Source organism: Lactiplantibacillus paraplantarum (genome assembly GCF_003641145.1).
Taxonomy (GTDB): domain Bacteria; phylum Bacillota; class Bacilli; order Lactobacillales; family Lactobacillaceae; genus Lactiplantibacillus; species Lactiplantibacillus paraplantarum.
The window spans coordinates 732,169-756,817 of the sequence record NZ_CP032744.1 but is presented as its reverse complement, the minus strand read 5'-3'; the positions used below and the strand labels follow the sequence as shown (position 1 = coordinate 756,817).

The 24,649-nt window shown below is 44.4% G+C and carries 24 protein-coding genes; 11 read left to right on the top strand and 13 right to left on the bottom strand.

The window, feature by feature from the left end:
* Nucleotides 1-8: 8 nt before the first annotated feature.
* Nucleotides 9-515, top strand: a complete 507-nt coding sequence (locus LP667_RS16955; protein ID WP_021730185.1) for an MFS transporter — start codon at nucleotides 9-11, stop codon at nucleotides 513-515.
* A 125-nt stretch (nucleotides 516-640) separates the two neighbouring features.
* On the opposite strand, the gene LP667_RS03580 is transcribed toward LP667_RS16955, so the two are convergent.
* The gene (locus LP667_RS03580; RefSeq protein ID WP_033609204.1) at nucleotides 641-985 is read right to left on the bottom strand and encodes a winged helix-turn-helix transcriptional regulator; all 345 of its coding nucleotides are present in this window, start codon (nucleotides 983-985) and stop codon (nucleotides 641-643) included.
* A gap of 229 nt (nucleotides 986-1,214) precedes the next feature.
* The gene (locus LP667_RS03575) at nucleotides 1,215-1,898 is read right to left on the bottom strand and encodes a CPBP family intramembrane glutamic endopeptidase (protein WP_021730183.1); all 684 of its coding nucleotides are present in this window, start codon (nucleotides 1,896-1,898) and stop codon (nucleotides 1,215-1,217) included.
* Between the two features lie 547 nt (nucleotides 1,899-2,445).
* Here LP667_RS03575 and LP667_RS03570 point away from each other — a divergent pair.
* Together LP667_RS03570 and LP667_RS03565 are read left to right on the top strand one after the other, a co-directional pair.
* A complete protein-coding gene (locus LP667_RS03570; protein WP_033609203.1) occupies nucleotides 2,446-2,814 on the top strand; it encodes a helix-turn-helix domain-containing protein in 369 nt (122 codons plus the stop codon).
* A gap of 233 nt (nucleotides 2,815-3,047) precedes the next feature.
* Nucleotides 3,048-3,416: a hypothetical protein gene (locus tag LP667_RS03565; RefSeq protein WP_021730181.1), complete on the top strand. Its 369-nt coding sequence runs from the start codon at nucleotides 3,048-3,050 to the stop codon at nucleotides 3,414-3,416.
* Between the two features lie 326 nt (nucleotides 3,417-3,742).
* Here the strand turns inward: LP667_RS03565 and guaA are convergent, their stop codons facing one another.
* The 4 genes from guaA to helD form a co-directional block, all read right to left on the bottom strand.
* Nucleotides 3,743-5,299, bottom strand: coding sequence for a glutamine-hydrolyzing GMP synthase (guaA, locus tag LP667_RS03560; RefSeq protein WP_082618913.1), 1,557 nt, complete (start codon nucleotides 5,297-5,299; stop codon nucleotides 3,743-3,745).
* Between the two features lie 93 nt (nucleotides 5,300-5,392).
* Nucleotides 5,393-6,322, bottom strand: coding sequence for a type I pantothenate kinase (gene coaA / locus LP667_RS03555; RefSeq protein ID WP_021730178.1), 930 nt, complete (start codon nucleotides 6,320-6,322; stop codon nucleotides 5,393-5,395).
* Nucleotides 6,323-6,491: 169 nt separating this feature from the next.
* A complete protein-coding gene (locus LP667_RS03550) occupies nucleotides 6,492-7,421 on the bottom strand; it encodes a nitronate monooxygenase (protein WP_021730177.1) in 930 nt (309 codons plus the stop codon).
* Between the two features lie 284 nt (nucleotides 7,422-7,705).
* A complete protein-coding gene (gene helD, locus LP667_RS03545) occupies nucleotides 7,706-10,012 on the bottom strand; it encodes an RNA polymerase recycling motor HelD (RefSeq protein WP_056988363.1) in 2,307 nt (768 codons plus the stop codon).
* A gap of 204 nt (nucleotides 10,013-10,216) precedes the next feature.
* Here helD and LP667_RS03540 point away from each other — a divergent pair, with 204 nt between their 5' ends.
* From LP667_RS03540 to LP667_RS03520, 5 genes are all read left to right on the top strand, one after another.
* Nucleotides 10,217-10,891: a DedA family protein gene (locus LP667_RS03540; protein WP_033609202.1), complete on the top strand. Its 675-nt coding sequence runs from the start codon at nucleotides 10,217-10,219 to the stop codon at nucleotides 10,889-10,891.
* A 141-nt stretch (nucleotides 10,892-11,032) separates the two neighbouring features.
* A complete protein-coding gene (locus LP667_RS03535) occupies nucleotides 11,033-11,986 on the top strand; it encodes a GrpB family protein (protein WP_021730174.1) in 954 nt (317 codons plus the stop codon).
* A 21-nt stretch (nucleotides 11,987-12,007) separates the two neighbouring features.
* A complete protein-coding gene (locus LP667_RS03530) occupies nucleotides 12,008-13,864 on the top strand; it encodes a cation:proton antiporter family protein (protein WP_021730173.1) in 1,857 nt (618 codons plus the stop codon).
* Nucleotides 13,865-13,934: 70 nt separating this feature from the next.
* Nucleotides 13,935-14,591 carry a histidine phosphatase family protein gene (locus tag LP667_RS03525; protein ID WP_021730172.1) on the top strand — a complete coding sequence of 219 codons (657 nt, stop codon included), beginning with the start codon at nucleotides 13,935-13,937 and terminating at the stop codon, nucleotides 14,589-14,591.
* 14 nt (nucleotides 14,592-14,605) lie between these two features.
* On the top strand, nucleotides 14,606-15,283 hold the full coding sequence (locus tag LP667_RS03520; RefSeq protein WP_021730171.1) for a histidine phosphatase family protein: 678 nt from the start codon (nucleotides 14,606-14,608) through the stop codon (nucleotides 15,281-15,283).
* 367 nt (nucleotides 15,284-15,650) lie between these two features.
* Here the strand turns inward: LP667_RS03520 and LP667_RS03515 are convergent, their stop codons facing one another.
* The 3 genes from LP667_RS03515 to LP667_RS03505 all read right to left on the bottom strand — a co-directional run bounded on the left by LP667_RS03515 (nucleotide 15,651) and on the right by LP667_RS03505 (nucleotide 17,076).
* Nucleotides 15,651-15,851 (bottom strand): hypothetical protein, encoded by a 201-nt coding sequence (locus LP667_RS03515; RefSeq protein WP_056988362.1) that lies wholly within the window; start codon nucleotides 15,849-15,851, stop codon nucleotides 15,651-15,653.
* A 331-nt stretch (nucleotides 15,852-16,182) separates the two neighbouring features.
* On the bottom strand, nucleotides 16,183-16,497 hold the full coding sequence (locus LP667_RS03510; RefSeq protein WP_021730170.1) for a DMT family transporter: 315 nt from the start codon (nucleotides 16,495-16,497) through the stop codon (nucleotides 16,183-16,185).
* A 141-nt stretch (nucleotides 16,498-16,638) separates the two neighbouring features.
* On the bottom strand, nucleotides 16,639-17,076 hold the full coding sequence (locus LP667_RS03505) for an NUDIX hydrolase (RefSeq protein WP_021730169.1): 438 nt from the start codon (nucleotides 17,074-17,076) through the stop codon (nucleotides 16,639-16,641).
* 87 nt (nucleotides 17,077-17,163) lie between these two features.
* Between LP667_RS03505 and hflX the strand changes: the two genes are divergently transcribed.
* A complete protein-coding gene (hflX, locus tag LP667_RS03500) occupies nucleotides 17,164-18,459 on the top strand; it encodes a GTPase HflX (RefSeq protein WP_021730168.1) in 1,296 nt (431 codons plus the stop codon).
* Between the two features lie 413 nt (nucleotides 18,460-18,872).
* On the opposite strand, the gene LP667_RS03495 is transcribed toward hflX, so the two are convergent.
* The 3 genes from LP667_RS03495 to LP667_RS03485 form a co-directional block, all read right to left on the bottom strand.
* Nucleotides 18,873-20,027: an MFS transporter gene (locus LP667_RS03495; RefSeq protein WP_021730167.1), complete on the bottom strand. Its 1,155-nt coding sequence runs from the start codon at nucleotides 20,025-20,027 to the stop codon at nucleotides 18,873-18,875.
* The gene (locus LP667_RS03490; protein WP_080235558.1) at nucleotides 20,027-20,467 is read right to left on the bottom strand and encodes a MarR family winged helix-turn-helix transcriptional regulator; all 441 of its coding nucleotides are present in this window, start codon (nucleotides 20,465-20,467) and stop codon (nucleotides 20,027-20,029) included. The genes LP667_RS03495 and LP667_RS03490 overlap by 1 nt, the downstream gene beginning before the upstream one ends.
* 138 nt (nucleotides 20,468-20,605) lie before the next feature.
* On the bottom strand, nucleotides 20,606-21,484 hold the full coding sequence (locus LP667_RS03485) for a TSUP family transporter (protein ID WP_021730165.1): 879 nt from the start codon (nucleotides 21,482-21,484) through the stop codon (nucleotides 20,606-20,608).
* A gap of 286 nt (nucleotides 21,485-21,770) precedes the next feature.
* Here LP667_RS03485 and LP667_RS03480 point away from each other — a divergent pair, with 286 nt between their 5' ends.
* Both LP667_RS03480 and LP667_RS03475 read left to right on the top strand, forming a co-directional pair.
* The gene (locus tag LP667_RS03480) at nucleotides 21,771-22,214 is read left to right on the top strand and encodes a MarR family winged helix-turn-helix transcriptional regulator (protein WP_021730164.1); all 444 of its coding nucleotides are present in this window, start codon (nucleotides 21,771-21,773) and stop codon (nucleotides 22,212-22,214) included.
* Nucleotides 22,215-22,482: 268 nt separating this feature from the next.
* Entirely contained in the window at nucleotides 22,483-23,814 is a 1,332-nt protein-coding gene (locus tag LP667_RS03475; protein WP_056988361.1) for an APC family permease, read from the top strand.
* Between the two features lie 166 nt (nucleotides 23,815-23,980).
* Here the strand turns inward: LP667_RS03475 and LP667_RS03470 are convergent, their stop codons facing one another.
* On the bottom strand, nucleotides 23,981-24,634 hold the full coding sequence (locus LP667_RS03470; protein ID WP_021730162.1) for an amino acid ABC transporter permease: 654 nt from the start codon (nucleotides 24,632-24,634) through the stop codon (nucleotides 23,981-23,983).
* Between the last annotated feature and the right edge of the window lie 15 nt (nucleotides 24,635-24,649).

Below are 24,649 nucleotides of genomic sequence, written 5' to 3'. Positions count from 1 at the left end.
TAACTTGGATGACAGGATTTTACGGCGTTTATACTTTCTTAGGTACTTTTGCAACAGCTACCTTTCATTTCAATACTGCACAAACTGGCGTCATCTTTATCACTTACGGTAGTGCTAATTTCATTGCGAACTTTTTGGCTGGTAAATTCATAGCACTGATTGGTAAAAAGCGCAGCGTTACGATTAACGGCTTAGCTTCAGCTGCATTAGTCTTATCCTTAGGCATCTGGGGACAACATTTAGCAATATTACTAATCATTCTGGTTGCGCTCGCCCTATCTCAAGGCTGGGGTGTCACTGCATTAACCGCAGCAATCGTTAATATTGTGCCGTCCAATCGTTCAACTGTCATGTCATTTAATAGTGCTTTTTTATACTACGGCTTAACGTTAGGCTCTGCCGCTGGTGGCTTGCTTCTAACTAAAATTGGCTTTTCCGCAGTGACGATTGTGGCGGCCGTGGCTTTATTAAGCGCTGTACTGATTGCGAACGCACTTAACCACTATTCGGATTAGCTTTGAGACACTCAGCTTTTAATGCGTATTAAAAAACTGCTCCGAAGATTCCTGCGAGCAGTTTTTTTGCTTGTTAGTAGTGTTGAAAATGGCGGCTAATAATGAGGCCCCATACTCAGTCTAAGCTACGCCAACTGTAGCGTTTCAAGATAAGCCTTTCCCCATCGATCCATTGCTTTAACGATTGGAACTAGCGATACTCCAGTGCTCGTTAACTCATAAACTGAATGATTAGCGACCGTTTGTTGACTAACAATCTGATCCGCAACTAATTCCTTTAGTTGCATCGCCAACATTCGACTGGTACAACCCGGCATGCTTTTTAATAAGGACGAAAAGCGCTGCGAATTTCCCATTAACCGACAGATTATAATTGATTTCCATTTACCCGACAAGATACTCAAAGTTGTATCCAGTGGACAAAACTCTTCATGTCGACGACTATTCTCAATTGGTGTAATTGTACGCATCTCGCCACCTCCATCGAAAAGTGTATCATAATCATATTCTTGATATAACTGAACTGTTTAATGTTATTAAGTGACCAAACAATCGTTACCACTACATCAACCGCACCGCTATTAATAAAACAGACAGCGCCCAAAATCTGGACGTTGCCTGTTTCTAATCGTTTTAATCATTACATATCACGCGACCAATATGCGCATGTTAATTACTACACCGGTAGGATAACCTATTTTACCGTGAAAGTAAGGTCAACATGCCAACCATGGCTAACGAATTATTGATAATGTGCAAGGCGATACTATAGCGAATATCGTTGAACCACACGTACGTAAAAGTCAGCACGACGGCGATCGGTAAGTAGGCTAGTAGCGCAGGGCTAAACGATAACGTATGGGCGAATGCAAATAACAAACTCGCAAAGACTAATGCCACAGCGAAAGTCACCCGATTCGTGACTCGTGGGAATAGCCAGCGATACATTAGCCCGCGAAAAATCAGTTCTTCGACAATCGGTGCCAGTACTGCCATCAGGACAACATTAATGACTGGGCTAGTAGTAAATACCTTGTCCAAAATCACTTGGTTTTCAGGAGTCTGTTTCACAATAAGTCCCGCCAACACGTTGCCTAACTCAACCAGGATAAATAGGCCCACTATTGTTAACGCCGGACGTGCCGGTCGTGATAAATTGGTCACGATTGGCGCTTGGCGACGATAAATCGTTACCAGCCACCAAATGAGTAATCCGAGCAAAACTAAACTTGCCACTCCGGCGACTAAGATTGCCGTAGCTGAGAATCCACGTCGAATTGCTGGCATCATCGTGGGAATCATGGCGAGTTGGTATAGTGCGAATAGACCAATTAGTTTAACGATATTGAGGAGCCAGGTGACAATAGAACGATTCGATTTCAAAATTTTCCAACCTCCTTATATGTTTACATCAGCTTTTCAGCTCGTTTTGGATTAGTCCGCCAAGCTGACTAAACATCCACTAGTGTCCTTGCCATAATACCATAATGAAGACCATTTGATTGTGAACAATCACCTCTTCAGAGTGAAATTATGATTGCACTATTTGACCAGTCTATCTTAAAAAATCACAATCATCAGAAAACAGTGATCGTTTTAAGTCTAACCACCTATTTTTAATTATTTATCTGTTTGGAGAACTCTGCCGATATTCCAAATCATCATCTCCGTATATATTAAAGGGCGAAAAGTCGTATCCAAATCTAGTAGCATCCTAGGAATAGAACCATCATCTAGATAACACTTGATACCAATCTATTTTGTCCCAACAACCTGAATGCATTATAATTAATAAAAAATTAATTCATATAAATAAACCACGCTTTATATTAAATAGTTTATTTAAATAAGTTATTTATTAAATTTTTTATTTAAAAATATAAATTTTACGTTTAAATATTATACAATACGTTCATTGGGAGACTATAACATGCCAGCAAAAACACAAAACAACTTCATTCGAAGACTAATTAATCTTCGTGACAGTCGGAACTGGTCAAAAACTGAGGTGGCCAGGAAACTAGGGCTGAGCAGTATGCAGCGATATGCCAACTATGAATATGGCACGAATGAGCCAGACTTGAACATGCTTAAACAGATTGCAGAGCTATATGATGTGACGACCGACTACCTGCTGGGTGAAGATAGCGCACCTAAATGGATTGCCAGAAAAGATACCATTGACTTGAAAGAATTGCTCGCAGCTCATGTGGATTCGATGACATACGGGGGCGAAAAACTTACGGAAGAAGAACGCCAACAAGTACGAGTAGCAATGGCCGTCATCTTCTGGGAATAAGGCTAACCGCGACTGTCACCCCCTTACGATGAGATATCTTAATGTTCGAATCAAGTTACTTGGGCGCGCTTATGGGAATTTTACTTATCGGCAAGAATACTGGTCACCTTTGTTTATTTATACGAAAAATTAACCTATCAATACGGGGATTAATGGTTTGGGTAGGCTTCAACAACTTATGTCCAATAAACTGATCGACATGAAAAGCTGTTAATAAAGGGAGGAGCTTCAACATGAAGACAAAAAATTTAGCACTTACTAACGGGATTGTAGGGCTAGTTGGCGGTATTATCTTATTATTCGGGGGCTGGTTTATTGCTGGTGGCGTTCTAAACGACGCTGCCACTGGATCGGTATCAAGTACATCTGGTACGGCCGCTTTCCTAAACATCTTAAAAATTGCTATTTTAGCACTAGGAATTATTGCATTAATTTATTATAAAGGTGATAAGCGTGTCGGTACTGCAGCAGGCGTTTTACTAATTGTCGGTGGTGCAATCGCGCTTATTCCATTCTTAGGTTGGATTGGCGGCATTCTCGCAATTATTGGTGGATCTTTATACTTAGCTTCATTAAAGCATTTTAGCCAACCACAAGCATAGTCCAATCTGCAATCAGTTAGTAATATCAGCCCGAAAAGAACGTATGTGTTAACGATAGAAATCGACTAGTTAAACCAGTACACACTGATATTGACGCTTGTCCGACTGTCCTAATATATGCTCTCGTAAACGGAGTATCTTTATCTTTGATAGCTTTCAATACGATTTTTTATTTTGTACCATATACTATTCAAAATAAAAAAAGTGGTACCATTTTCGGTACCACTTTTTTAGCGATTCTCTTTAAATTTATCAGCCTTGTTAAACCTTGAAACCTTTACGAATCGCGATTTAATGGGATAGAAAACATTGAATTTCAATAAATCCTATTCCCATTCAATTGTCGAAGGTGGCTTGCTCGTAACATCGTACACGATGCGGTTAACGTGATCGACTTCATTGACGATCCGCACTGAGATCTTTTGTAAGACATCCCATGGAATACGTGCAAAGTCGGCGGTCATACCGTCGATTGATGTTACGGCCCGAATACCAACGGTGTAATCGTAGGTTCGGCCGTCACCCATGACACCGACTGACTTGATACCTGGTAATACGGTGAAGTATTGCCAGATTTCACGGTCTAAGCCGGCTTTTTTGATTTCATCACGTAAGATAAAGTCACTATCGCGCACGATTTCTAACTTATCTTCCGTAATCTTACCAATAACCCGAATTCCGAGACCAGGGCCTGGGAATGGTTGCCGCCAAACAAGGTCAGACGGCATCCCTAGCTTTTCACCGAGTTCCCGTGCTTCGTCCTTGAATAACGTCCGTAGCGGTTCAATCAACTTGAACTGCATGTCTTCTGGCAAACCACCAACGTTATGATGTGACTTGATTGTTTGGGCCGTTGAAGTCCCACTTTCAATCACGTCGGTATAGAGGGTCCCCTGTGCGAGGAATTCCATCCCGTTTAACTTCGTGGCTTCTTCATCAAATACTTGGATAAATTCGTTACCAATGATCTTACGTTTCCGTTCAGGATCACTGACACCAGCCAACTTGCTTAAGAAACGGTCCTTAGCATCAACTTTGATGATGTTCAAACCGAACTTACCTTCTAGGCTCGCCATAACTTGATCAGCTTCGCCCTTCCGTAGCAAACCATGGTCAACGAAAATACTGGTTAATTGCGTTCCAATGGCCTTGTGCAACAGCACACCGACGACACTGGAATCAACCCCACCGGAAAGTCCCAGTAAGACCTTTTTGTCGCCAACTTCAGCGCGGATTTTTTCAATCTGCATATCAATGAAATCATCCATTGACCAGTTAGCTTCAGCTTGGCAAACGTCAAATGCAAAGTGCCGTAGAATATCATTACCGTAGTCCGTATTCCGAACTTCAGCATGGAATTGAATCCCATATAACTTCCGGTCAACATCTTGAATTGCCGCGATTGGGCAGTTCTTAGAAGTGGCCACCACGTCAAAGCCATCAGGTGCTTGGGTCACCAAGTCACCATGACTCATCCACACTGACTGCTCAGCTGGTGTACCCTTGAACAGGGTTGCCGAGTCGCTCGTCACGTTAATGTTCGCCTTGCCGTATTCCCGGTTATCAGCTGATTCCACCTTCCCGCCCGCAAGCGTGTAGGTCATCAGTTGCATCCCGTAACAAATCCCCAAGATTGGTAAGCCCAACTTGAAAATCTCCGGGTCAACCCGAAAGGCGCCATCATCGTAAACACTGTTGGGGCCACCAGAAAAGATAATCCCTTTCGGGTGACGGGCCTTGATTTCTTCAGCGGTGATCGTATTCGGAAGTAATTCCGAATAAACGCCGAAATCGCGAATGCGTCGAGTAATCAATTGATTATACTGACTACCGAAATCCAATACCAAAATGGAATCGAAAGACGCAGTATCCGTTTTTGCCAAGTTGTTCACTCCTTTGGATTAATTAATGCTCAATAGGTCTATCATACTGATTTCTAAACGTTCGGTCAACCAGTATGAGAAATTTCTTAGGTGCTAATATTTGCGGAAATACACGGCATCAATCACATGATGTGCAACTTTGTGTAAAATTAAATCCGCACGATTACGGGTTGGTAAGATATAATCATTCAAGTTTTTTAGATCAACCTCTTCCCACACCCGTTCAGCCATGGCCATCGCATCCTTGGGGTCACCAATTGCCCATGGATAGAAATAGTTCGACGGGTCTTGGAAAGCGGTCTTCATTAACGCCTTGAAGCGCTCCAAATACCAATCCTCGACTAGGTCAGCATCCGCATCCACATACACTGAAAAGTCAGTAAAATCACTAATATAAATCGCTTGATTACTAGGTAGCTGCAGCACATTAATACCTTCGATAATTAAAATATCGGGATGTGTGATTACGTCAAAACGATTCGGTACAATATCATAGGTTTGATGTGAATACACCGGCGCTTTCGCCAAAGGCTTACCACTCTTCACATCATTTAAAAATTGGATTAGCCGCGTCATATCATAACTTTCTGGAAAGCCCTTGCGTTCCATCAGCTGCATCTTTTTAAGCTCAGCATTGGGATATAAGAAACCATCCGTCGTAATCAGCTGGGTTCGCCGATCCGGATATAAATATTTAAATAATATTTCTAATAGCCGAGCCGTCGTCGTTTTACCGACCGCCACACTTCCAGACACGCCAATGATAAACGGTGATTGGCGATTCTGCCGATGTAAAAAGACGGACTCCGTTTCCCGCCACGATAAATAATGCTCATACTTGGCCTGCAATAAATGCGCGAATGGCATATAAATATCCCGGACATCATCCAAACTAATCCGGTCATTAAACGCCTTGATTTCGTGTAAGTTGTCTGCGGTCAACGGTACTTGGTGTTGATTGTTACGGTAAAATTGCTTCCACTGTTCTCGCGAAAAGCGATAGTAGTTCATCTGATCTTCCATAATTTCTGTCTGCCACCATTACTAAATTAATGGGTTGATTATAACATGAAACCCTTATCAAACGCTGATTAAAATTGAAATAAAGTGACCATCTAATTTGAAAACCATTAGTAAAAGATCGCTCGATACTAGATCATAATTGCCTAGTGCCGAGCGATCTTAATGTTCATCATTCAATTTTTAACTGTGTCACGACTTCCTGAGCCTGACTAAACAAATCAGTAATGATTTCCTTAACCGGCCGAATAGTTGTCATCATTCCAGCCACTTCGCCGGCCATTGGGGTGCCATGTTCCATATCGCCATCTTCAACAGCTTTCGCAAATGAACCGTCCGCTAACGCGTGCAATTCTGCTACCGGCGCGTTAGTTTGCTCCAATTGCAAGTATTGCGTTAGCATCGGGTTAGTTAACGCACGGACGGGATCACGCTGGCTGCGACCAGTCACAATCGTATCCGTATCACTGGCTGCCAGTACCCGTTGCTTATAACTAGCGGGAACCGGACATTCTTCAGCGGTCAAGAAGATCGTACCACATTGCACACCCTGCGCGCCCAGTGCAAACATCGCCGCGATTGAACGACCATCACCGACACCACCGGCACCAATCACTGGAATATCAACGGCATCCACGACTTGTGGCAATAACGCCATTGTCGACGTTTGACCGATATGTCCACCTGATTCTTGACCTTCCGCAACCACCGCATCCGCACCGGCTGCCACCATCTTGTGAGCATGGTGGACCGAAGCAATCACCGGAATCACTTTAATACCAGCCGCATGTAACGGTGGAATATATGAAGTCGGGTTACCCGCACCGGTCGTGACGACCTTAACGCCTTCATCAATGATGACCTGTGCCAGTTCAGGGCAATTCTTCATCTGTAACATTAAATTGATACCAAATGGCTTATCTGTCAGCTGACGAGTTGCCCGAATCTCGGTCCGCAATTGATCAGCGGTTAGGCCTGCAGAACCAAGAACACCGAGACCACCAGCCTCCGAAACTGCTCCAACTAATTCATGAGTAGCAATCCGCATCATCGCACCAGAAAAAATGGGATATTGAATGCCTAACATTTCAGTAATTGACATAGTCACGTCCTCCTCAAATTACTAACAATTCTTTCTGTTTAATTGTTAGCATCTTCACGATATTGTAGTCGCAGTCGGCACTAAACCATTTCGATCATCAACCGATTCGTCTACTTGATGAACTAATTTTAACGCTTATCTACTGATGATGACAGCGTTTTCTTTTATATTTCGACACAATCTGATAATTGTTTTAATACTCATTACCATTGATTGCCTTAAGATTTTATTCACAAAAAGCACCACCTCACTAACTGGAGGCGGTGCTTTCATCATATTGCTAATTAAACTTTTGCTTCATTCAACGTATACAAACTGTGGTCCACACGCGTCAATAATGGTGATAACTTACCAACTGCGACCACCGTTAACTCGTGCATCGCCCGTGAACAAATCGTGTATAGTAACTGCCGTTCATCTTCACGCTGATAATTTTCCTGATTACCATTCCACACGATCACCGCGTCAAATTCCAATCCCTTGGCCAAGAACGACGGCACGACGATGACGCCAGGAGCTAACCGTTGATTTTCTGTTTGGATCAACGTGACCTTCTCACCTCGCGCCTTCAACGCTTCAGTCAAGGCCTTACATTCAGCCAAAGATTTTCCGATAATTGCCGTTGTATCCCGTTCAGAATCATTCATCGCTAATTGATCGACCACTTGATCAACACCCGCTTCAAAATCAGCTGTCACAACCACGTTTGGCAAGTCCCCTTGGCGGTCAAAGGCGGTCACGGCTTCACCATTCACCAAAATTTCTTTAGTAAAATCGGTAATTTGCTGGGTCGAGCGGTAAGACTTGGTCAACTGTACGACCCGCGTCTTTTCTGGGTTAAATAGCGTGGCCAATTCATTAATTAACGAATGACTATTTTCTTTTGTAAAGATGGCCTGATTTAAATCTCCCAACATCGTAAAGCGCGCTTTTGGAAAACTAAACTTCAGGAACGCTAGCTGAAAGGCGTTGTAATCTTGAATCTCATCCAGAAAGACAAACCGAATGTCGCGTTGTCCATGTTTCCCCGTCATCAAATCATGCAGATACATATAGGCCGAAACGGTCGTTAAAGAAATATGCCGGTCCTTAATTTCAGCCAGCTTACGTTCAACCGTAGCATCCCAGTCAGCCGTGGAAATTCCGTAATCTGCCAGCTTAATAATCTTCGGCACTTCACGTAGGAAATGCGCGTACTGCATATTGATACTCAAGAAACGATTGCGGACAATTTGTGTCCGGGCCTTGCCAAGCCGTTGCATCACAATCTTACGCGCTAGAAACTTAAATTCTTTATCGCCATTCTTAAACTCCCGCGGCTGATTGCCATACAATTGATTGATTTCTTCGCGCGATAAGTCTTGGACCGCTTCTTCAACCCATTTAGAACGCATCTCCGATTCAACCTTGCGATTCAAAATCTTGATTAATTCTTCCTTAGTTGCTGACAAACGGTTCGCTAAGTGGTAGTTCTCATTGAAAGAATAGTAGATTGACTTAATCTTTTCCCGGGAAATAATCACTTCATCATTCAACGTCACATTGCGGAACCGCATGTCGGCTTGTTCCAAATGCCGGCCATACGTGGTAACCGCGTTGAAAAAGGCTAAGCTACCTTCCAACTTAGTAATCTTCGCCATTTGCGGTGTGTTTTCAGTTTCAAATCGTTGCTGTAACGTCTCGACCTGCATATGGGGTAGCCGGTATGAGGCATATTGGAAATAAGTCATTTGGACCATGTTTTGCTCACCCAATTCTGGCAAAACCTGGTTAATATAGTCATTAAATAACTGGTTAGGTGAAAATAAGATAACTTGGCCAGCCGTCAAATTACCCCGGTAACGATACAACAAGTAGGCGACACGTTGCAGCACTGACGACGTCTTTCCAGAGCCAGCCGCCCCTTGCACGAACAAGAGGTCGGAACTCGTATCACGAATAATCGTATTTTGTTCCTTTTGAATTGTTGTGACGATGCTCTTCATCTTCACGTCAGACTTTTCGTCCAACACTTCGAGTAACATCGAATCGCCCACAGCTTCATCAGTATCGTAGACAGTCACAACTTGACCATCTTCCACCATCAGTTGGCGTTTCAACTTCACGTTAACGGTCTGCTCACCATCTGGAGTCTGGTAAGTCACGTGACCCAAACCACCGTCGTAATAAATACTGGAAATTGGGGCCCGCCAATCATAAATCAAAAAGTGATCCGGTGTATCGGAAAACGAACTTAGCCCAATATAAATGGTTTCGGGCTTCGGTTCACCGTTCTCATGAAAATCAAGTCGCGCAAAATAAGTGTTCTTTTCCAACTTTTTCAAGGTCGACAACTGTTTAGTCGCATGTTTCCAACTATTTTGCCGCTCATCCATCATTTGCTGTTGCTGGCGCACGGACAGTCCAGTCTCCATCATGCCTTCGTAACTATCCGTTTTAATATTGATGTTATTCAGCAAATCCCGCTTGATGTCGGCCTGATCCTGTTCCGAGCGCGTAATGGTTTGGCTTTGCTGCTCTTCAGCCACCTTAATTTTCGCAACCACATGATCTAAGTGTTCCTGTTCTGCAGCTTTAATTGACTTAGCCATTGAACGCCCTCCATTCCTAAATATCGAACAATAATTTTATCACTATCAGCGGCCCGACTCAATTAATAACCCATGTCACACGCTAATTTTTGCCTTTTTATGTAAAAATGTTTGAACATTGGTTTACCAAAGTTACGATTGTGTTAAACTGAATGAAATGTAATCGGTTACATCTGTTTTTCAATCCGCAGACGCTTATAATAAATGCAACTTAAATTGGAGGTGGCGCCGTTGGTCAATTTAATAACCATTTTAACCCATTTAGAACAAAGTATCGTCCCGCTATTAACCACGCTTGGTAGTTGGTCTTACATCTTATTATTTGCCGTTATCTTTCTTGAAACGGGCATGGTCGTTTTCCCATTTCTTCCCGGCGAATCATTGATCTTTCTCGCCAGCACGATGGCTGCAACTCACAGCGACGCCCTCAGTATTCAGATTCTGGTGCCCGTATTCTTTGTGGCTGCTGTAATTGGCGACACTGTCAATTTCGAAATTGGCCGCCACCTGATTCGCTTACCGTGGTTGCAACGCCACCTTCCCCAATCCAAGCAACAACGCGCACAACAATTTTTCGCTAAGTATGGCGCCAAAGCTGTCATGTTTGGCCGCTTCGTTCCACTCGTGCGGACCTTTGTCCCGCTGAGTGCCGGGGCAGCTAAAATGCCGCAACCGACCTTCGCTATCTGGAACTTAGTTGGCGTTGGTATCTGGGTCAGTGTCGGCTGTTCACTTGGTTACTTCTTTGGCTCGATCAGCTTTGTACAGAACCACCTCTCGCTCTGTTTTCTAGGAATTATGGCCGCCGCGCTCATCCCAGCCGCGGTGGTTGCACTGATTAAGACCTGGCGACAACGGACAACACTCAATCTCAAATAAGCGCCACACACAACACGGTTGATCTGCAATCGTGTTTTTTTATTGCTTCTCGCTTTGAAAAACACGTCTTTCCTTTTCAAAACCACTCAAAAAGTGTATCCTTTCAATGACTTTAACGTTTTTAATGAGCGGAGGGATTCTATGCAACCAATTCAATTAACCACCTATCAATCTGACTGGCAAAAACAAGCAACCGAGTATCAAACCTTGTTACGCCAGCAATTACAGGCGAATCTATTAAAAAGTAGTCACGTGGGTAGTACGGCCATGCCCCAATTATTGGCGCGTCCAACAATTGACCTAGCACTGCTTGTTAAAGATCAGGCGGCTGCCGTAGCTACGTTACACGCACGACCGGTCGCCGGAACGACACACACTTACGCAACACAATTAGCTGCTAACGACATCCACGTTATCATTACAACTGATGAACAGCATTATCAGCAATTACTCACTTTCCGGGATTATCTCAATGCGCACCGGACAGACGGCCGCAAGTATACTGCCATTCGCGAAAAAGGTGTGCGCAATGGGCAAGCCGATCTCGCAGCCTACCTACAAACGAAAGCAGCATTCATGGCCAGCATTAATGACAAGGCCCAAGACTGGTTAGCCACTAAGGATCAGCATGAACACCACGACCGGACCGTTCGGGCAGAACTCGTCAACATGTGCCTCATTACCAATCCCAAGACTGGCGACGTCCTCGTTGAAAATAAAATCGACGCTCAGTGGTCAGGCCTGACTTTCCCCGGCGGCCACGTCGATCGTGGGGAATCGCAAGTTGCGGCAATGAAACGCGAGGTCTTAGAAGAAACCGGTCTAAGTGTTGATCAATTAAAATTAGTTGGCACTGTCACTTGGGTCGAAAACGAAGACGGCGACGTGTCACTTGGCACCTTATACACTACCAGTCACTATCATGGTGATTTATTAGCCGGTTCATACGAAGGGGCTATTAGCTGGCAACCATTAGACCAACTAACGCCCGATAAATTAGCACCCGGTGTTGACCAAATTCTGAAAGTTTTCACTGACGGTCACGCTAACGAAGCATTCTGGGGTTTTGATGACGATCAGCTCCGCGTGTACTAAAACGAATTGAGGTATTTATTCATGGATCAAGTTTCCTTAGTCATTATTTTATTAGCAGCGTTATTAATTCCGCTCATCATGGCTAAATTCAAAATTAATAGTTTGCCAACTGCCGTCATGGAAATCATTGTCGGCATCGTGATTGGGCCCAGTGTGTTTAATTTTGTGAACACTTCTGACCTTATCTCACAATTATCAACAATTGGCGTCATCGTCCTGCTGTTCTTAAGTGGACTTGAAATTGACTTTAGCCTATTTAAGAAGCGGCGCACGGCGTTAACACCGTTAGAGCAAAAAAATGCGGTCAACACACCGAAATACTCGCCCGTCCGGCTTTCAGTGTACGCCTATGGCACGATTGTTGTCTTATCACTGCTGCTAGCAGCCGCCTTTAAGGTCAGTGGCCTCTTTAGCGACTTCTGGCTCGCCGCTATTTTGTTTGGTACGATTTCACTTGGCATTGTAATTGCGGCTTTGAAGGAACAAGAATTACTTAGTAAAGCCTTTGGACAAACGATTCTGTTAATCTCCGTGTTTGGTGAACTCGTGCCGATGATGGGGTTGACACTCTACGCATCCGTGTACGGGAGTAATTCACAAAGTCTCTGGCTACTATTACTTATTTTAGCCGTTGCGGCATTGTTACTCTTACGTTTCAAGCCGTTTTTCCGCTTCTATCAAAATATTAATAAATCGACCACCCAATTAGATATTCGGTTGGCCTTCTTCCTAATCGTGACCATGGTCACGGTAGCTGAATCAGTTGGTGCCGAAAACATTCTGGGTGCCTTTGTGGCCGGGATTGTCTTAAAACTCTTGAATCCAAGTGAAACGACCCGCGAACGCTTGGACGCCATTGGTTATGGCTTTTTCATCCCGATTTTCTTCATTACGACCGGGGTCGACTTGAACTTGCGGACATTACTTACTAGTGGCAAAACGCTACTATTAATTCCATTATTTTTCTTAGCATACATGATTGCCAAGATTGGTGGTTACTGGGTCCTAAAATTACGGTTCAAACAAGCCAACGCTTTAGCCGGTACCGCGCTGACTGCAACGACAATGACAATGGTATTAGCCGTCCTGCGAGTTGCCAAGTCGATGAAGACGATTACTAGTGACCAGTCCGGCGCTTTCCTACTCGCAGCGCTACTCACTTGTGTCATCTCACCCCTGATTTTTAACAAGTTTTATTCGGCTGAAAAAGAAGACTTGGTCAAAACGGCGGTCCACTTTATCGGCGCTAACTTAAGCACCGTACCCGTTGCCCAACAACTACGTAAGGGCTGGTACGACGTGGCGATGTACACAAATCATCCTGAAAATTATCAGACTTACCACGCGCAAGTTCCAGTGACCTTGATGGAAAACTTCACGGCTCAGGACTTACAGGATCATGGCGTATTTGACACGGATATTTTAGTTCTCGGCCATATCGATGCTGAGCGTAATTACGAGCTTGCTAAGGCGGCCAAAGCATACGGAGTACGCCGAATTATCGTTCGTTTTGAAGACCGCAATGTGCTCAACGAACACGAAGATGAACTTCGAGAACTCGGCGTCGAAGTCTACAATACCCCAGAAGCTAATATCACATTGTTGCGGGCCTTAATTGAGTCCCCATCAACCTTACTCTTGCTCAATGATACTGAAAATAGTATTTATGAAGTACGAGTACTCAACCATCGCTATACGAATGTCCAAATTAAGAACCTACAATTTGCACAGGATATTACGATCAGTCAAGTCATTCGTAATCGCAAACTGATTGCACCCAATGGGAATACAACGATCATGTATGGTGACCGCTTAATCTTTACGGGGAATAAGCAAACGGCCGCTCAAATTCGGCAAGCCTTAGCAACCGCTAATTAAAGGCAGCACCTTTTTATGGTAAACTAAATTCATTGTGACTTAGTTTTGAACATTAGCAGAGGAGTAAATAATGGCAACTTTTTCCGTTTACATGATTCGTCATGGTCAAACTTACTTTAACAAGTACCGCCGGATGCAAGGCTGGTGTGATTCCCCCTTAACAACGGTCGGCGAACAAGACGCCCGTAACGCGGGCAAAATGCTCAATGGCATTGACTTTGACGCCGTCTACGCGAGTGACATGACGCGAGCGATGCGCACTGCGGAGTTGATCCTTCCCGCTAGCGGTAACGCTGACTTGACAGTTCAACCAATGGCCGCCTTTCGCGAAGCCTTTTACGGCTACTTTGAAGGTGATGATACATCGCAAACCTGGTTCATGGTCGGCGCGCCCCATCAAGCACCTAGTTTGTCCGCAATTATTGAACAATACGGGATCGAAAAAGCAAAGGATTTCTGCAAAGAGGCCGATCCATTCCATCGCGCTGAAAACAACGCCGAATTCTGGCAGCGGGTCAATGGTGGTCTTGATACGTTACGCGCTAAACATCACGATGGTGACAAAGTCCTCGTCGTCAGCCACGGAAATACGATTTACAGTATCGCCGCTCGTTTTGCTGACCTAACTTCGCCCGCACGGCCCCAAAATGGGAGCGTCACGAAATTCACGATTAGTGACAACGATGTTACGTTAGACTATCTTGGCCGCAAAGACCACCTCGACTAAATAAGGAGAAGCGCATGGCTCAATTTTCAATTTACTTTGTCCGTCACGGACAGACTTTTTTCAACTTATACAATCGCATGCAAGGTTGGTCTGATTCACCATTAACTGAATACGGCCAAGCAACAGCTACCAAGGTCGGGCGCGCACTCGCCAATACTGATTTTGACTACTTCTACAGTAGTGATTCCAAGCGAGCGATTGACACCGCACAACTGATCCGGCAGGCAGCGAGCGCAACTGAACAGCCCTTTAAAACGTTAATGAACTTTCGAGAAGTCTTTTACGGCTACTTTGAAGGCGACGATTCCAGTCGAACTTGGTCATTAGTTGGTCGCCAGTATGGTGTCACAAGTATGCATGAACTCCTTGAACACGTGCATATTGACCAAACTCGCGATCTGATGCGAGAAATCGACCCTTGGCACGAAGCCGAAGACAACGCAATGTATTGGGAACGAATCAACCAGGGTTTTGATTACTTGAAAGCCCACCACGATCACCATCAAAAGGTGCTCGTGGTTACCCACGGTACGACCATCCGCAGCATGGTCGCACGCTTCGCCCCCGAAATCGACATCACGAACGGTCCCAAAAACGGGAGTGTCACCCGCATCGATGTCGATGGCGATCAAATTCGCGTCGTCGCTTATGCACAGGACTTGGCCGACGTAAAAATCAACCAACACTTATAATATGACTTATTAAGCAAAACGCTCGTGACCACTAACTGGTCGCGGGCGTTTTGCTATTGGCGCTAAAATGTCGGTTCTATAATATCTGTTGTAGGTAATTAAGTAAAAAACTTGATTACTGGCAGCAGGTATCTTTAGCAGGTATCTTTAACAGGTATTTTTATCTGTATTTTAATCACAGTTTATTAAAAATATTCGAATTAAAAAAGGTGCTGGCCGTTGCACGGCTAAGCACCCGTAGAACTATGAGCAACATCGATTGACAGAGAACCAACTAGGCTGTCTTATCAATGATGTCCTTAAACCTTGCTGATTAAAGACGTGTCTGAAATCTCCAAGAATTCAAGGTATGCTACCCTAATTCAAACTATTTTTTCAAAAAAGCCAGCACGTTCTTCTTAGACGGTTTCATGCTTCCTGCTAAGAACGCAATTACGACTGCCACAACAGCAAACAAAAGTTCCCAGACTGACCAATTAAAAACTACTGTTAAAGCTAACATAATAGCAGCTGCAATTATCAAGCCGCCATCTCTGGGGCCTAAATTCAGATACGGATACATCATCATCAGACGTCACTTCTTTCACTATTTGATATACTCAACCAAGACTATACATGAAATTACTTATGAAACTAAAGATACCCTCCGAGAGGTAGTGCGTTGACCGAGTGTCGCGGGTGTAACAGGTAGATTCCGTAAAGTCTTGGCAACAGTGCGTCTATCTCCGGTCGGAAGAAGTCTAAGAATAATTCAAATATTCATTTAACTTCTAGGGCCATTATAACACCGCTTTCATGGTTGTGAAAATTCTTTTATGAAAATATTTAGACGCTGTTGGACGCTTCGCTGATGAGCAAATGCTGACGAACAGCAAACCCACTAACACAACCACCCAATCCTAACTCGTGACCTTGATACCAATAATGCCGATGATCAGCATTGCAACGAAGACCCACGTGATGGGAGCGATTGTATCCTTAAAGAAAACTAAGCCAACAATAATCGCACCAACCGCGCCGATTCCAGTCCAAATAGGATACGCAATACTCAACGGCAAGTGTTTAGTTGCCAACGCTAAAAAGCCAAAGCTCAAAATCATACCTACCACCGTGGCGGCAGTATAGCCCAAATGGCTAAATCCATTACTTAATTTCATCATCGTGGCCCAAACCACTTCAAATAACCCGGCAATAACTAAATAAATCCACGTCATTATCAATTCCTCCTCAAAATAAAACGGACAACGTCCACCCCACTTCCACAATGACCTAAGGAAGTTGAGTTAACGTTGTCCGGTGACAATTCATCTTAATATTTCAATCCACTATAGCAAATCCCATTCGCATGGTCAAGCTTACTCGCCACATAGCATCCATTTTGTTAGTGGCGTCAACGGTGTCGGCAAAGCATCTAAAGCGAAAAATGCTGCGGTACTCGTCTCATCGGTGGCTTGAATCAACTCACCACCCGTCGTGTTGGCGCGATATAACGTTGTGACGCTGTCAATGACATCGCCATTAGGATACTGGTAGTGCATCTTAGGACCACTGAAGACATCAATGAGCGTTAACTCACCCACAGTTAATCCCGTCTCTTCTTCTAATTCTCGGCGGGCCGTCTGCTGAACTGTCTCACCGGGTTCAGTTGACCCAGCTGGTAATCCCCAGCAATGATTGTCCGTTCGATAGATCAACACTATTTTTCCCGTTGAGTTTTGAGCCAGCATCGCCGCCCCCGCTACTACTAATGGCTGATGACCAATTTGTTGACGCAATTTAAGCACATATCCCATTTAATTGCCTCCCTAATGCCCGAAATCTTAATATTTTGATTAGACATGTTATACTTAATGCAATCATAACACGTTAGGAGTGAGTGTATGTCTGAAACCAACGCTCAAAAAGTACAAGAAGTCATCATTGCCGGCATGTCTAAAACGGTCGCCAATTACGACTACGCCATGTCCGAGCTAGAAGCGCTCGTTGCAGCCAATAATATGCACGCGGCCCTGCGAATTGACCAGGGATTGGAAAAACCCAACCCGGCCACCTTCTTCGGCAAAGGTAAAGTTGTCGAAATCAAAGAAGTCGCAGCCGCCAACGATTTGCACATTATGGTCATCAACGCGGATCTGACCCCTAGTCAGGTGCGCAACTTAGAGGAACAAACGGACATTCAGATCATCGACCGCACTGGTCTGATCTTAGAGATTTTTGGTAACCGTGCGCGGAGCAAGGAAGCCAAATTGCAAGTTAAGATTGCCCAATTACAATACCAACTGCCCCGATTACGAACGAGTATCTCTAACCGCCTTGACCAACAGGCCGGGGCGGCGGCTGGTGGCGGTGGCGGGTTTACCAACCGTGGTTCCGGTGAAACGCAACTGGAATTAAATCGCCGGACAATTCAAGACCGGATCAGCCATGCCAAACATGAGCTTAAAGAACTCAATAAAGACGAAGTGGTGCGGCGGTCGCAACGCGATAAAGCTGGACTACCTAATGTGGCACTAGTTGGTTACACCAACGCTGGTAAGTCAACGACTATGAATGGTTTAGTCAAATTATTCGGTAAGGGTGAAGACAAGCAAGTCTTCGAAAAAGACATGCTCTTCGCAACGTTGGATACTAGCATTCGTCAGTTAACCTTCCCTGACAATAAGCAGTTACTGCTCAGTGATACAGTCGGGTTTGTCAGCGACTTGCCGCATAACTTGATCAACGCCTTCCGTTCAACGCTAGCCGAAGCTGCCAATGCCGACTTACTCATTCAAGTCATCGACTACGCAGATCCCCATTACAAGGAAATGATGGCGACCACTGAAAAGACGCTCAAAGAAATCGGCGTCCACGATGTGCCAATGATCTACGCCTTCAACAAGGCTGATTTAACCGAAGCTGACTATCCAAACCAGCAAGATGATCAACTCATCTATACGGCGCGTGATGAGGCCTCCTTACAAGCTTTGACCAGTATGATCAAAGCCAAAGTCTTTAAGAATTACGTGACAACGACGTTATTAATCCCATTCAATGATGGTGAAGTAGTGGCCTACTTAAATGACCACGCCAACATTCTCAAAACGGATTACTTAGCTGATGGCACCCAATTAACAGTGGAACTCAACACTGTCGATGCCCAACGCTACGAAAAATACGTGGTGACACCTGCTTAAACGACTCATTCAAAAAGATGGCTCTAGGATTAACCGCCTAGAACCATCTTTTTTGACTTAATACTAAGCTTATCTTCATAAGTCAACCAACGGTTAATCAAAATAATGACAACCATTCATTCAACCACCCTTAGTGTGTGCAATTGCACCAATAACTCTGACCGGGTCCACCCTCGTTGCTGACACTGTTACCTATTTCTTAACCGGCATGTCTGCAATTAGTTCGACTAAGCGGAACAAGTAACCTTTTGACGCACATTTTGTCAATATTGATAGAAAAATTGCGTTCATTTTTTGAGAAGGCTTTTAAAAAATGAACGCAATTAGTTTTATTCCAGCCGCTTTTTGAATGCACTATTGAACAAATCAGAAGTGGGAACTAAAAGTTAGCTGGCCCACTATTGCATCGACGCTTATGCTAACTGCCGACGACTGACTAGGTAAACAACGATAATCAATGGCAACGTCACCATCATCACGGGATAGAACCACACCATCGGCAATTGACTGCTAATCAGCCCGCCAATAATGGGACCAAGCGACATTCCGAGATCAACACCAATATAAAACGTACTATTGGCTAGCCCATGATCAGCTTTCGGCACGAGCATCAATGCTTTAGCTTGGCAGATCGAAAACATCAAACCGTATCCGGCGGCTAGTCCCGCAGCACCCAGCAGTAACATCGCCCAATTGTTCATGTCGGTTAAGCCAATCAATCCCAATAGATTGAAAATTAAGCATAGCCAGATGAACCGTTTAAATGGCACCCGGTCGAACCAGTCGCGGAGAACAATTCGCAATACTAATAAGATGGCCGCATACACCGGGAAAAACAACCCAGCTGCTACATGAAAATGTCGGGCAGCGACGTAGCTGACAATATAGGTCTGGGTGGCAAAATATGGTAATGAGAATAAAAGCAAAATCAAGGCCACGGGAATCACTCGCGGTTGTACAATACGAATATGATGCTTAGTCGTAGCCGTTTGAGGCGTCACAATTGGTTCACCATGATCACCGACGAATTGAATCATGATGACGAGCAGTAAACTACAGCCCGCTGCTAACCAAAAAACACTCTGATAACTATAATGTTGATACAAGAAGACACTGATTGCCGGCCCACACGCCATCCCAAGCGCATTCGCCAGCCCATAAATGCCCATTCCAGAGCCAATTCGATCGGGTGGCAATAAACTAGCCATCCAGGTCGCCATACAGACTGAACACAAGGTATATCCCAACCCATTCAAAATTCGCAACAACATGATTAACGTCACGTTGGTCGTCAGACTATAGCCTAAACTAGCCAATAATAACAAACAGCCCCCCACGAAGGTCAAACGGTACTTAGAGACCCGGTCAGTTAAATTCCCAGCAAGTGGACGGAGCACTAGCGATGTCAAATTCGTCAACCCGGCAATCGTACCGGCAAGCACACTACTAGCGCCAATCCCGTGCGCAAATCCTGCAATCACGGGATTGATTAACATTGGACTCATTAAAAAGAAGAAACTAGCCATTAACACTAACTTTACATCCGGCGTATATAAACGCGTCTTCATCAATTCTCATCACTCTCTAAATTCTGATTAACTTGTCGTAACAAGTCCAAAAATAACTGTTGTTGGTCGGCATCTAAATGGGCAAACATACGCGCGCTTGTCTGCCAGCCATGTTGACGAAGCTGCTCGCGTTTGGCACGCCCACTCGGGGTCACTACCACTTGCTTGGCACGCGCATCCGTTGGACTGACCACTAATTGGACGTATCCGTGCGTCTGCAAGCGTTGCACGATCATTCTGGCCGTCTGATGGGTAATTTCCTGATACGTCTTAAACGCGGTTACCGTGCGACCTGGCTGATCCGTAAAAAAGGTCAGTGCATCCGCTTGCTCAGTCGTTAGCCCCACCGTCCGCAAATGTTGGTTACGACGCCGCTTGATCTGACGAGCTAAGACCAGAACTTGCCGCGCCACCATTTCATCATGATTCATCTTAATCACCTGCCCCTTCATTTATACAGCCAGCTGTATAAATTGTCAACCAGTGGCCACTATTTTTTCTAGCGCCTTTATGGTCGTTTTGAACAACGACGAAAAAGAGTGGCCAGGCTTGATTAGCCTAACCACTCATACTGTTGACTATAATGCATTTTTCCGGCGTTGCGCGGCACGCCATAGTGAAAAGGCCGTCCAACAACTTACCAACACAATCAACCAACTCAATGCTGTTAAAGACAGTGACTTAACCAAGGTCGCCGCAATCACTACACCAATGATACCGCCTAGAATAATACCAAACAAGCCACGATAATCGACGCGATCATGACGAATAAAGTTAACCGCCGAAATCGGCATCAATAATGCACACGATAGCATCATGATTGGAAAAGCCGCGATTGGAGTCAGCCCTAGGAAATACACCATCACCATACATGGCGCGTACAACCCAACACCGGCTGACATTAACAGGCCCAAAATAAAATTGCCACCAATACCAATCAACAATTTCCAACCGGATAACCCCGTTGCTTGATTGGCAACCCCTAACAAGCTGATCCAGCCTAATAACTTAGCCGCCATCAACAAGGCAGTAATAATCAGTGCGACGGCCATAATCAATTGTACCCACCGCTGATTAAGTTTCGTCATCACTTCGCTACCTAGTAACGCCCCCAGCGTCGCCGCCAGGACTAGACTAATTAAGGTCACCGGCTCGACCGTCACCGCCGTCACAAAGAAAAAAGCCTCAAAGGCAGTTGGAATCGCATGCATCGTATTCAAAGTTCCTGGTAACTGACGTTCATCTTTCAAATAGTGACTCGCCTGGAAAATTGCCGTTGACACCACAAAACTACCAATACCTAACGTATCAAGAAAATCCGTCACGGCCCCAATGACCATGCCGAAACCAAAACTGTGGTCAAAAACGGTTGCTGCCTGCCGTTTTGCGCCGGCTAACAGCAACCCAAATAAGCCGATGCTGAGCAGCATCAACAACACCACAATTGCAATTACCATCAATCTAACCCCACTCTCTTACCTACTCGTAGCATTATACTTTATTTTGTAGACAGAACCAAAAATTATTACCAGTTGGCCTCTCGATCACTAAATCAACACACGTAAACAGGATTGCGTTATCAGCATTGTTCAATCAACAATGACTCTAGCTGGCACAACTCCCCCTATCACCGGTAGAATGTGCTATAATCCAGTCAATTAATTGTGCACAATCATTACTCGCAGCCAGCGCCATGTCCAACACAACATTCAACTACTATTGTTAAGAAAGGCGGTAATCATCATGAAACCAACCATCATTCGACCACTTAAAGACCATGTTTGCTTTTCGGCTTATACAACGGTGCATGCTATTCAGCGCCTATACCAGCCAACATTGACTGCTCATCAACTCACCTATCCACAATACTTAGTCCTCGTTGCACTCTACACGACAACCTCGCAAGCTGTTCCCGTCAAAACACTGAGTAGCCAGCTTAACTTAAGCACCGGTACCCTAACGCCCGTTCTAAAACGTATGACCCAAGCCGGCTTAATTACCCGCCATCGGAATCCACAGGATGAACGTAGCACTTTACTCACACTTACTCCCCAAGGCACGGCGACCCGGGTTGCACTAAATGACTTACCCGCACTATTAACGGCTAAGGGTGGGCTTGATCAGACCGAATGGCAACAACTAACGGCGTTATTAAACAAATTAATGACTAATCTGAATGCTGAATAAGATCAATGATAAGTGAAAATTAATGATTTAATTTTCACTTATCATGGACACGAGCTACCTTTTAGATCAAACCAGAATTCCCACCTAATTCAGGTTGCTTATTTCGCTGTTTTATCGAACTTTATATATTATAATATCGTTATTAGTTCGGATTCTAGTTAAAAAACCAGCCTTAATGACCGATATTCGATTGTCAGCACCATTAAATTCTGGTATTCTAAATGCAATCATTTAGAATTTGGCTGTTTTAAGGGAGGATCTCAGGTTAATGCAGGAAACAAAACAAGCAACGACCTTGAACCGTTCACTCGGTTTTTGGTCAGCACTTTCACTCGTCGTCGGTACGGTTATCGGGTCAGGAATCTTCTTTAAGCAGTCCGCAGTGCTTGATAGTGCTGGGTCGCCTAGCGCCGCATTACTTGCCTGGTTACTAGGTGGGTTGATTACATTAACGGCCGGTTTAACGATTGCGGAAGTCGGCGCCCAAATGCCCCATACTGGTGGTTTATACGTCTACATGGAACAAATCTACGGTAAGCTGTGGGGGTTCCTCTCTGGTTGGATGCAAATTGCCGTCTATGGCCCCGCCATTATCGCCTCGATTGGTGCTTACCTTGGTATTCTACTAGTCGGCTTTTTCAATCTTCATACTAGTTGGCAAGCCCCACTCTCGATTGGAGTCATCGTCTTGATTGGGATTCTCAACATGTTCGAAAATCGTTGGGGAGCGGCTTTCCAGATTGCAACCACTTTAGGTAAATTATTACCGATTGCCGCCATTATTATTTTTGGCCTCTTCTATGGTAATCAGAACGCCTTGGGGCAATCTTTACATACAATTACCCAATCAACTGGTAGTTTTGGGGTGGCCGTACTCGCGACACTGTTCGCTTATGACGGTTGGATCTTAGTTGCTAACTTGGGTGGCGAGATTAAAAATCCACAAAAGTTATTGCCACAAGCCATTATTTTAGGCATTTCGATGGTCCTAATTGCTTATACCTTAGTTAGTTATGGGATTCTCCACTTTGTCCCGGCAGCAACGATTCACAAACTAGGGCAGCAAACCACCCTATACTTTGCACAAGCGGCATTTGGTACCATTGGCGGGCGCTTACTGAACATCGGGATTATCATTTCAATGGTTGGCTGTCTAAACGGCAAGATCATGACTTTCCCACGCATCGTGTATGCCATGGCTGATCAAAATCAGCTGCCATTTGCTAAGCAACTCAGCTACTTACACCAAAAGTCACACGAGCCAATTGTTGCGACGATTGCAATTCTCGTATACGCTAGCATTATGATTCTGTTCTTTAACCCGGACCGCCTCTCAGATCTTTGTATTTTCACGGTCTACTGCTTCTACGTGGCGACCTTCATCGGTGTCTTTATTTTAAGAAAACGGCAGCCGGCTACTGCACGACCATTCTCGACACCGGGATTTCCAGTGACACCACTGGTTGCAATTCTGGGCGCACTATTTGTGATTATCAGCGAAATTGGCTCAGATTTATCTGGCGTTTTGATTTCACTGGTTATCGTGGCCGTTGGTTTCCCAATCTATTATTGGAAGCGGCAGCAAAACCAGAATGCCTAATTTTCAATAACTTGTAAGAAAATTAGTTATCCTATCATGCCTTCCTTATGGTTGCCAGATTAAAATCACTGTTCAAGTTAAGCTTTCAACTAAAAACCGGCAGTAGCGTAAGCTTTTACTTACGTTACTGCCGGTTTTAGTTGATTTTCCTTTAATTACTATCCGGTTACGCCAACTTCTTGTCCAACACCCGTGACAAAATTGACAAGGCGTAACAAATAATGAAATACATTACCGCAATCATTAAAAACATCGGTAAAATATAGGATGAATTTTGACCATAAATAATTTGTGCATGATTCAATAATTCTGGCAAAACAATAATGGTTGCCAGCGACGTATCCTTAATCAGTGAGATAAACTGACTCACAATCGTCGGAATCGTCTTTTTAATGGCTTGTGGGAACACGATGTGCCACAGGGCTTGTACATAACTCATCCCATTTGCCCGGGCACCTTCCATCTGACCGTAATCAACTGCCAAAATCCCAGAACGGATAATTTCGGCCAACATAGCCGATTCAAAAATCGTCATGGCTAAGATGGCCGCAAAGATAATCCCCGGCTTAAACCCTAGGTGTGGTAGTCCAAAGTAAGTAAAGAAGATAATTAGGATCAGCGGTAAGTTCCGAATGATATCAACGATAAAGCCGACCACGGCTGATAAATATTTAATCTTAACATACCGAAGTACCCCTAAAACTGAACCAATAATAAAACTGGCGATGATGGAAACGACGGACACTTCCACCGTGACCCAGAGTCCTTCGAGCAAGAACCGGATATTTATCCATGAATACGCTTGAATAAAGTTTTGCATGAATCGTCGCCCCCT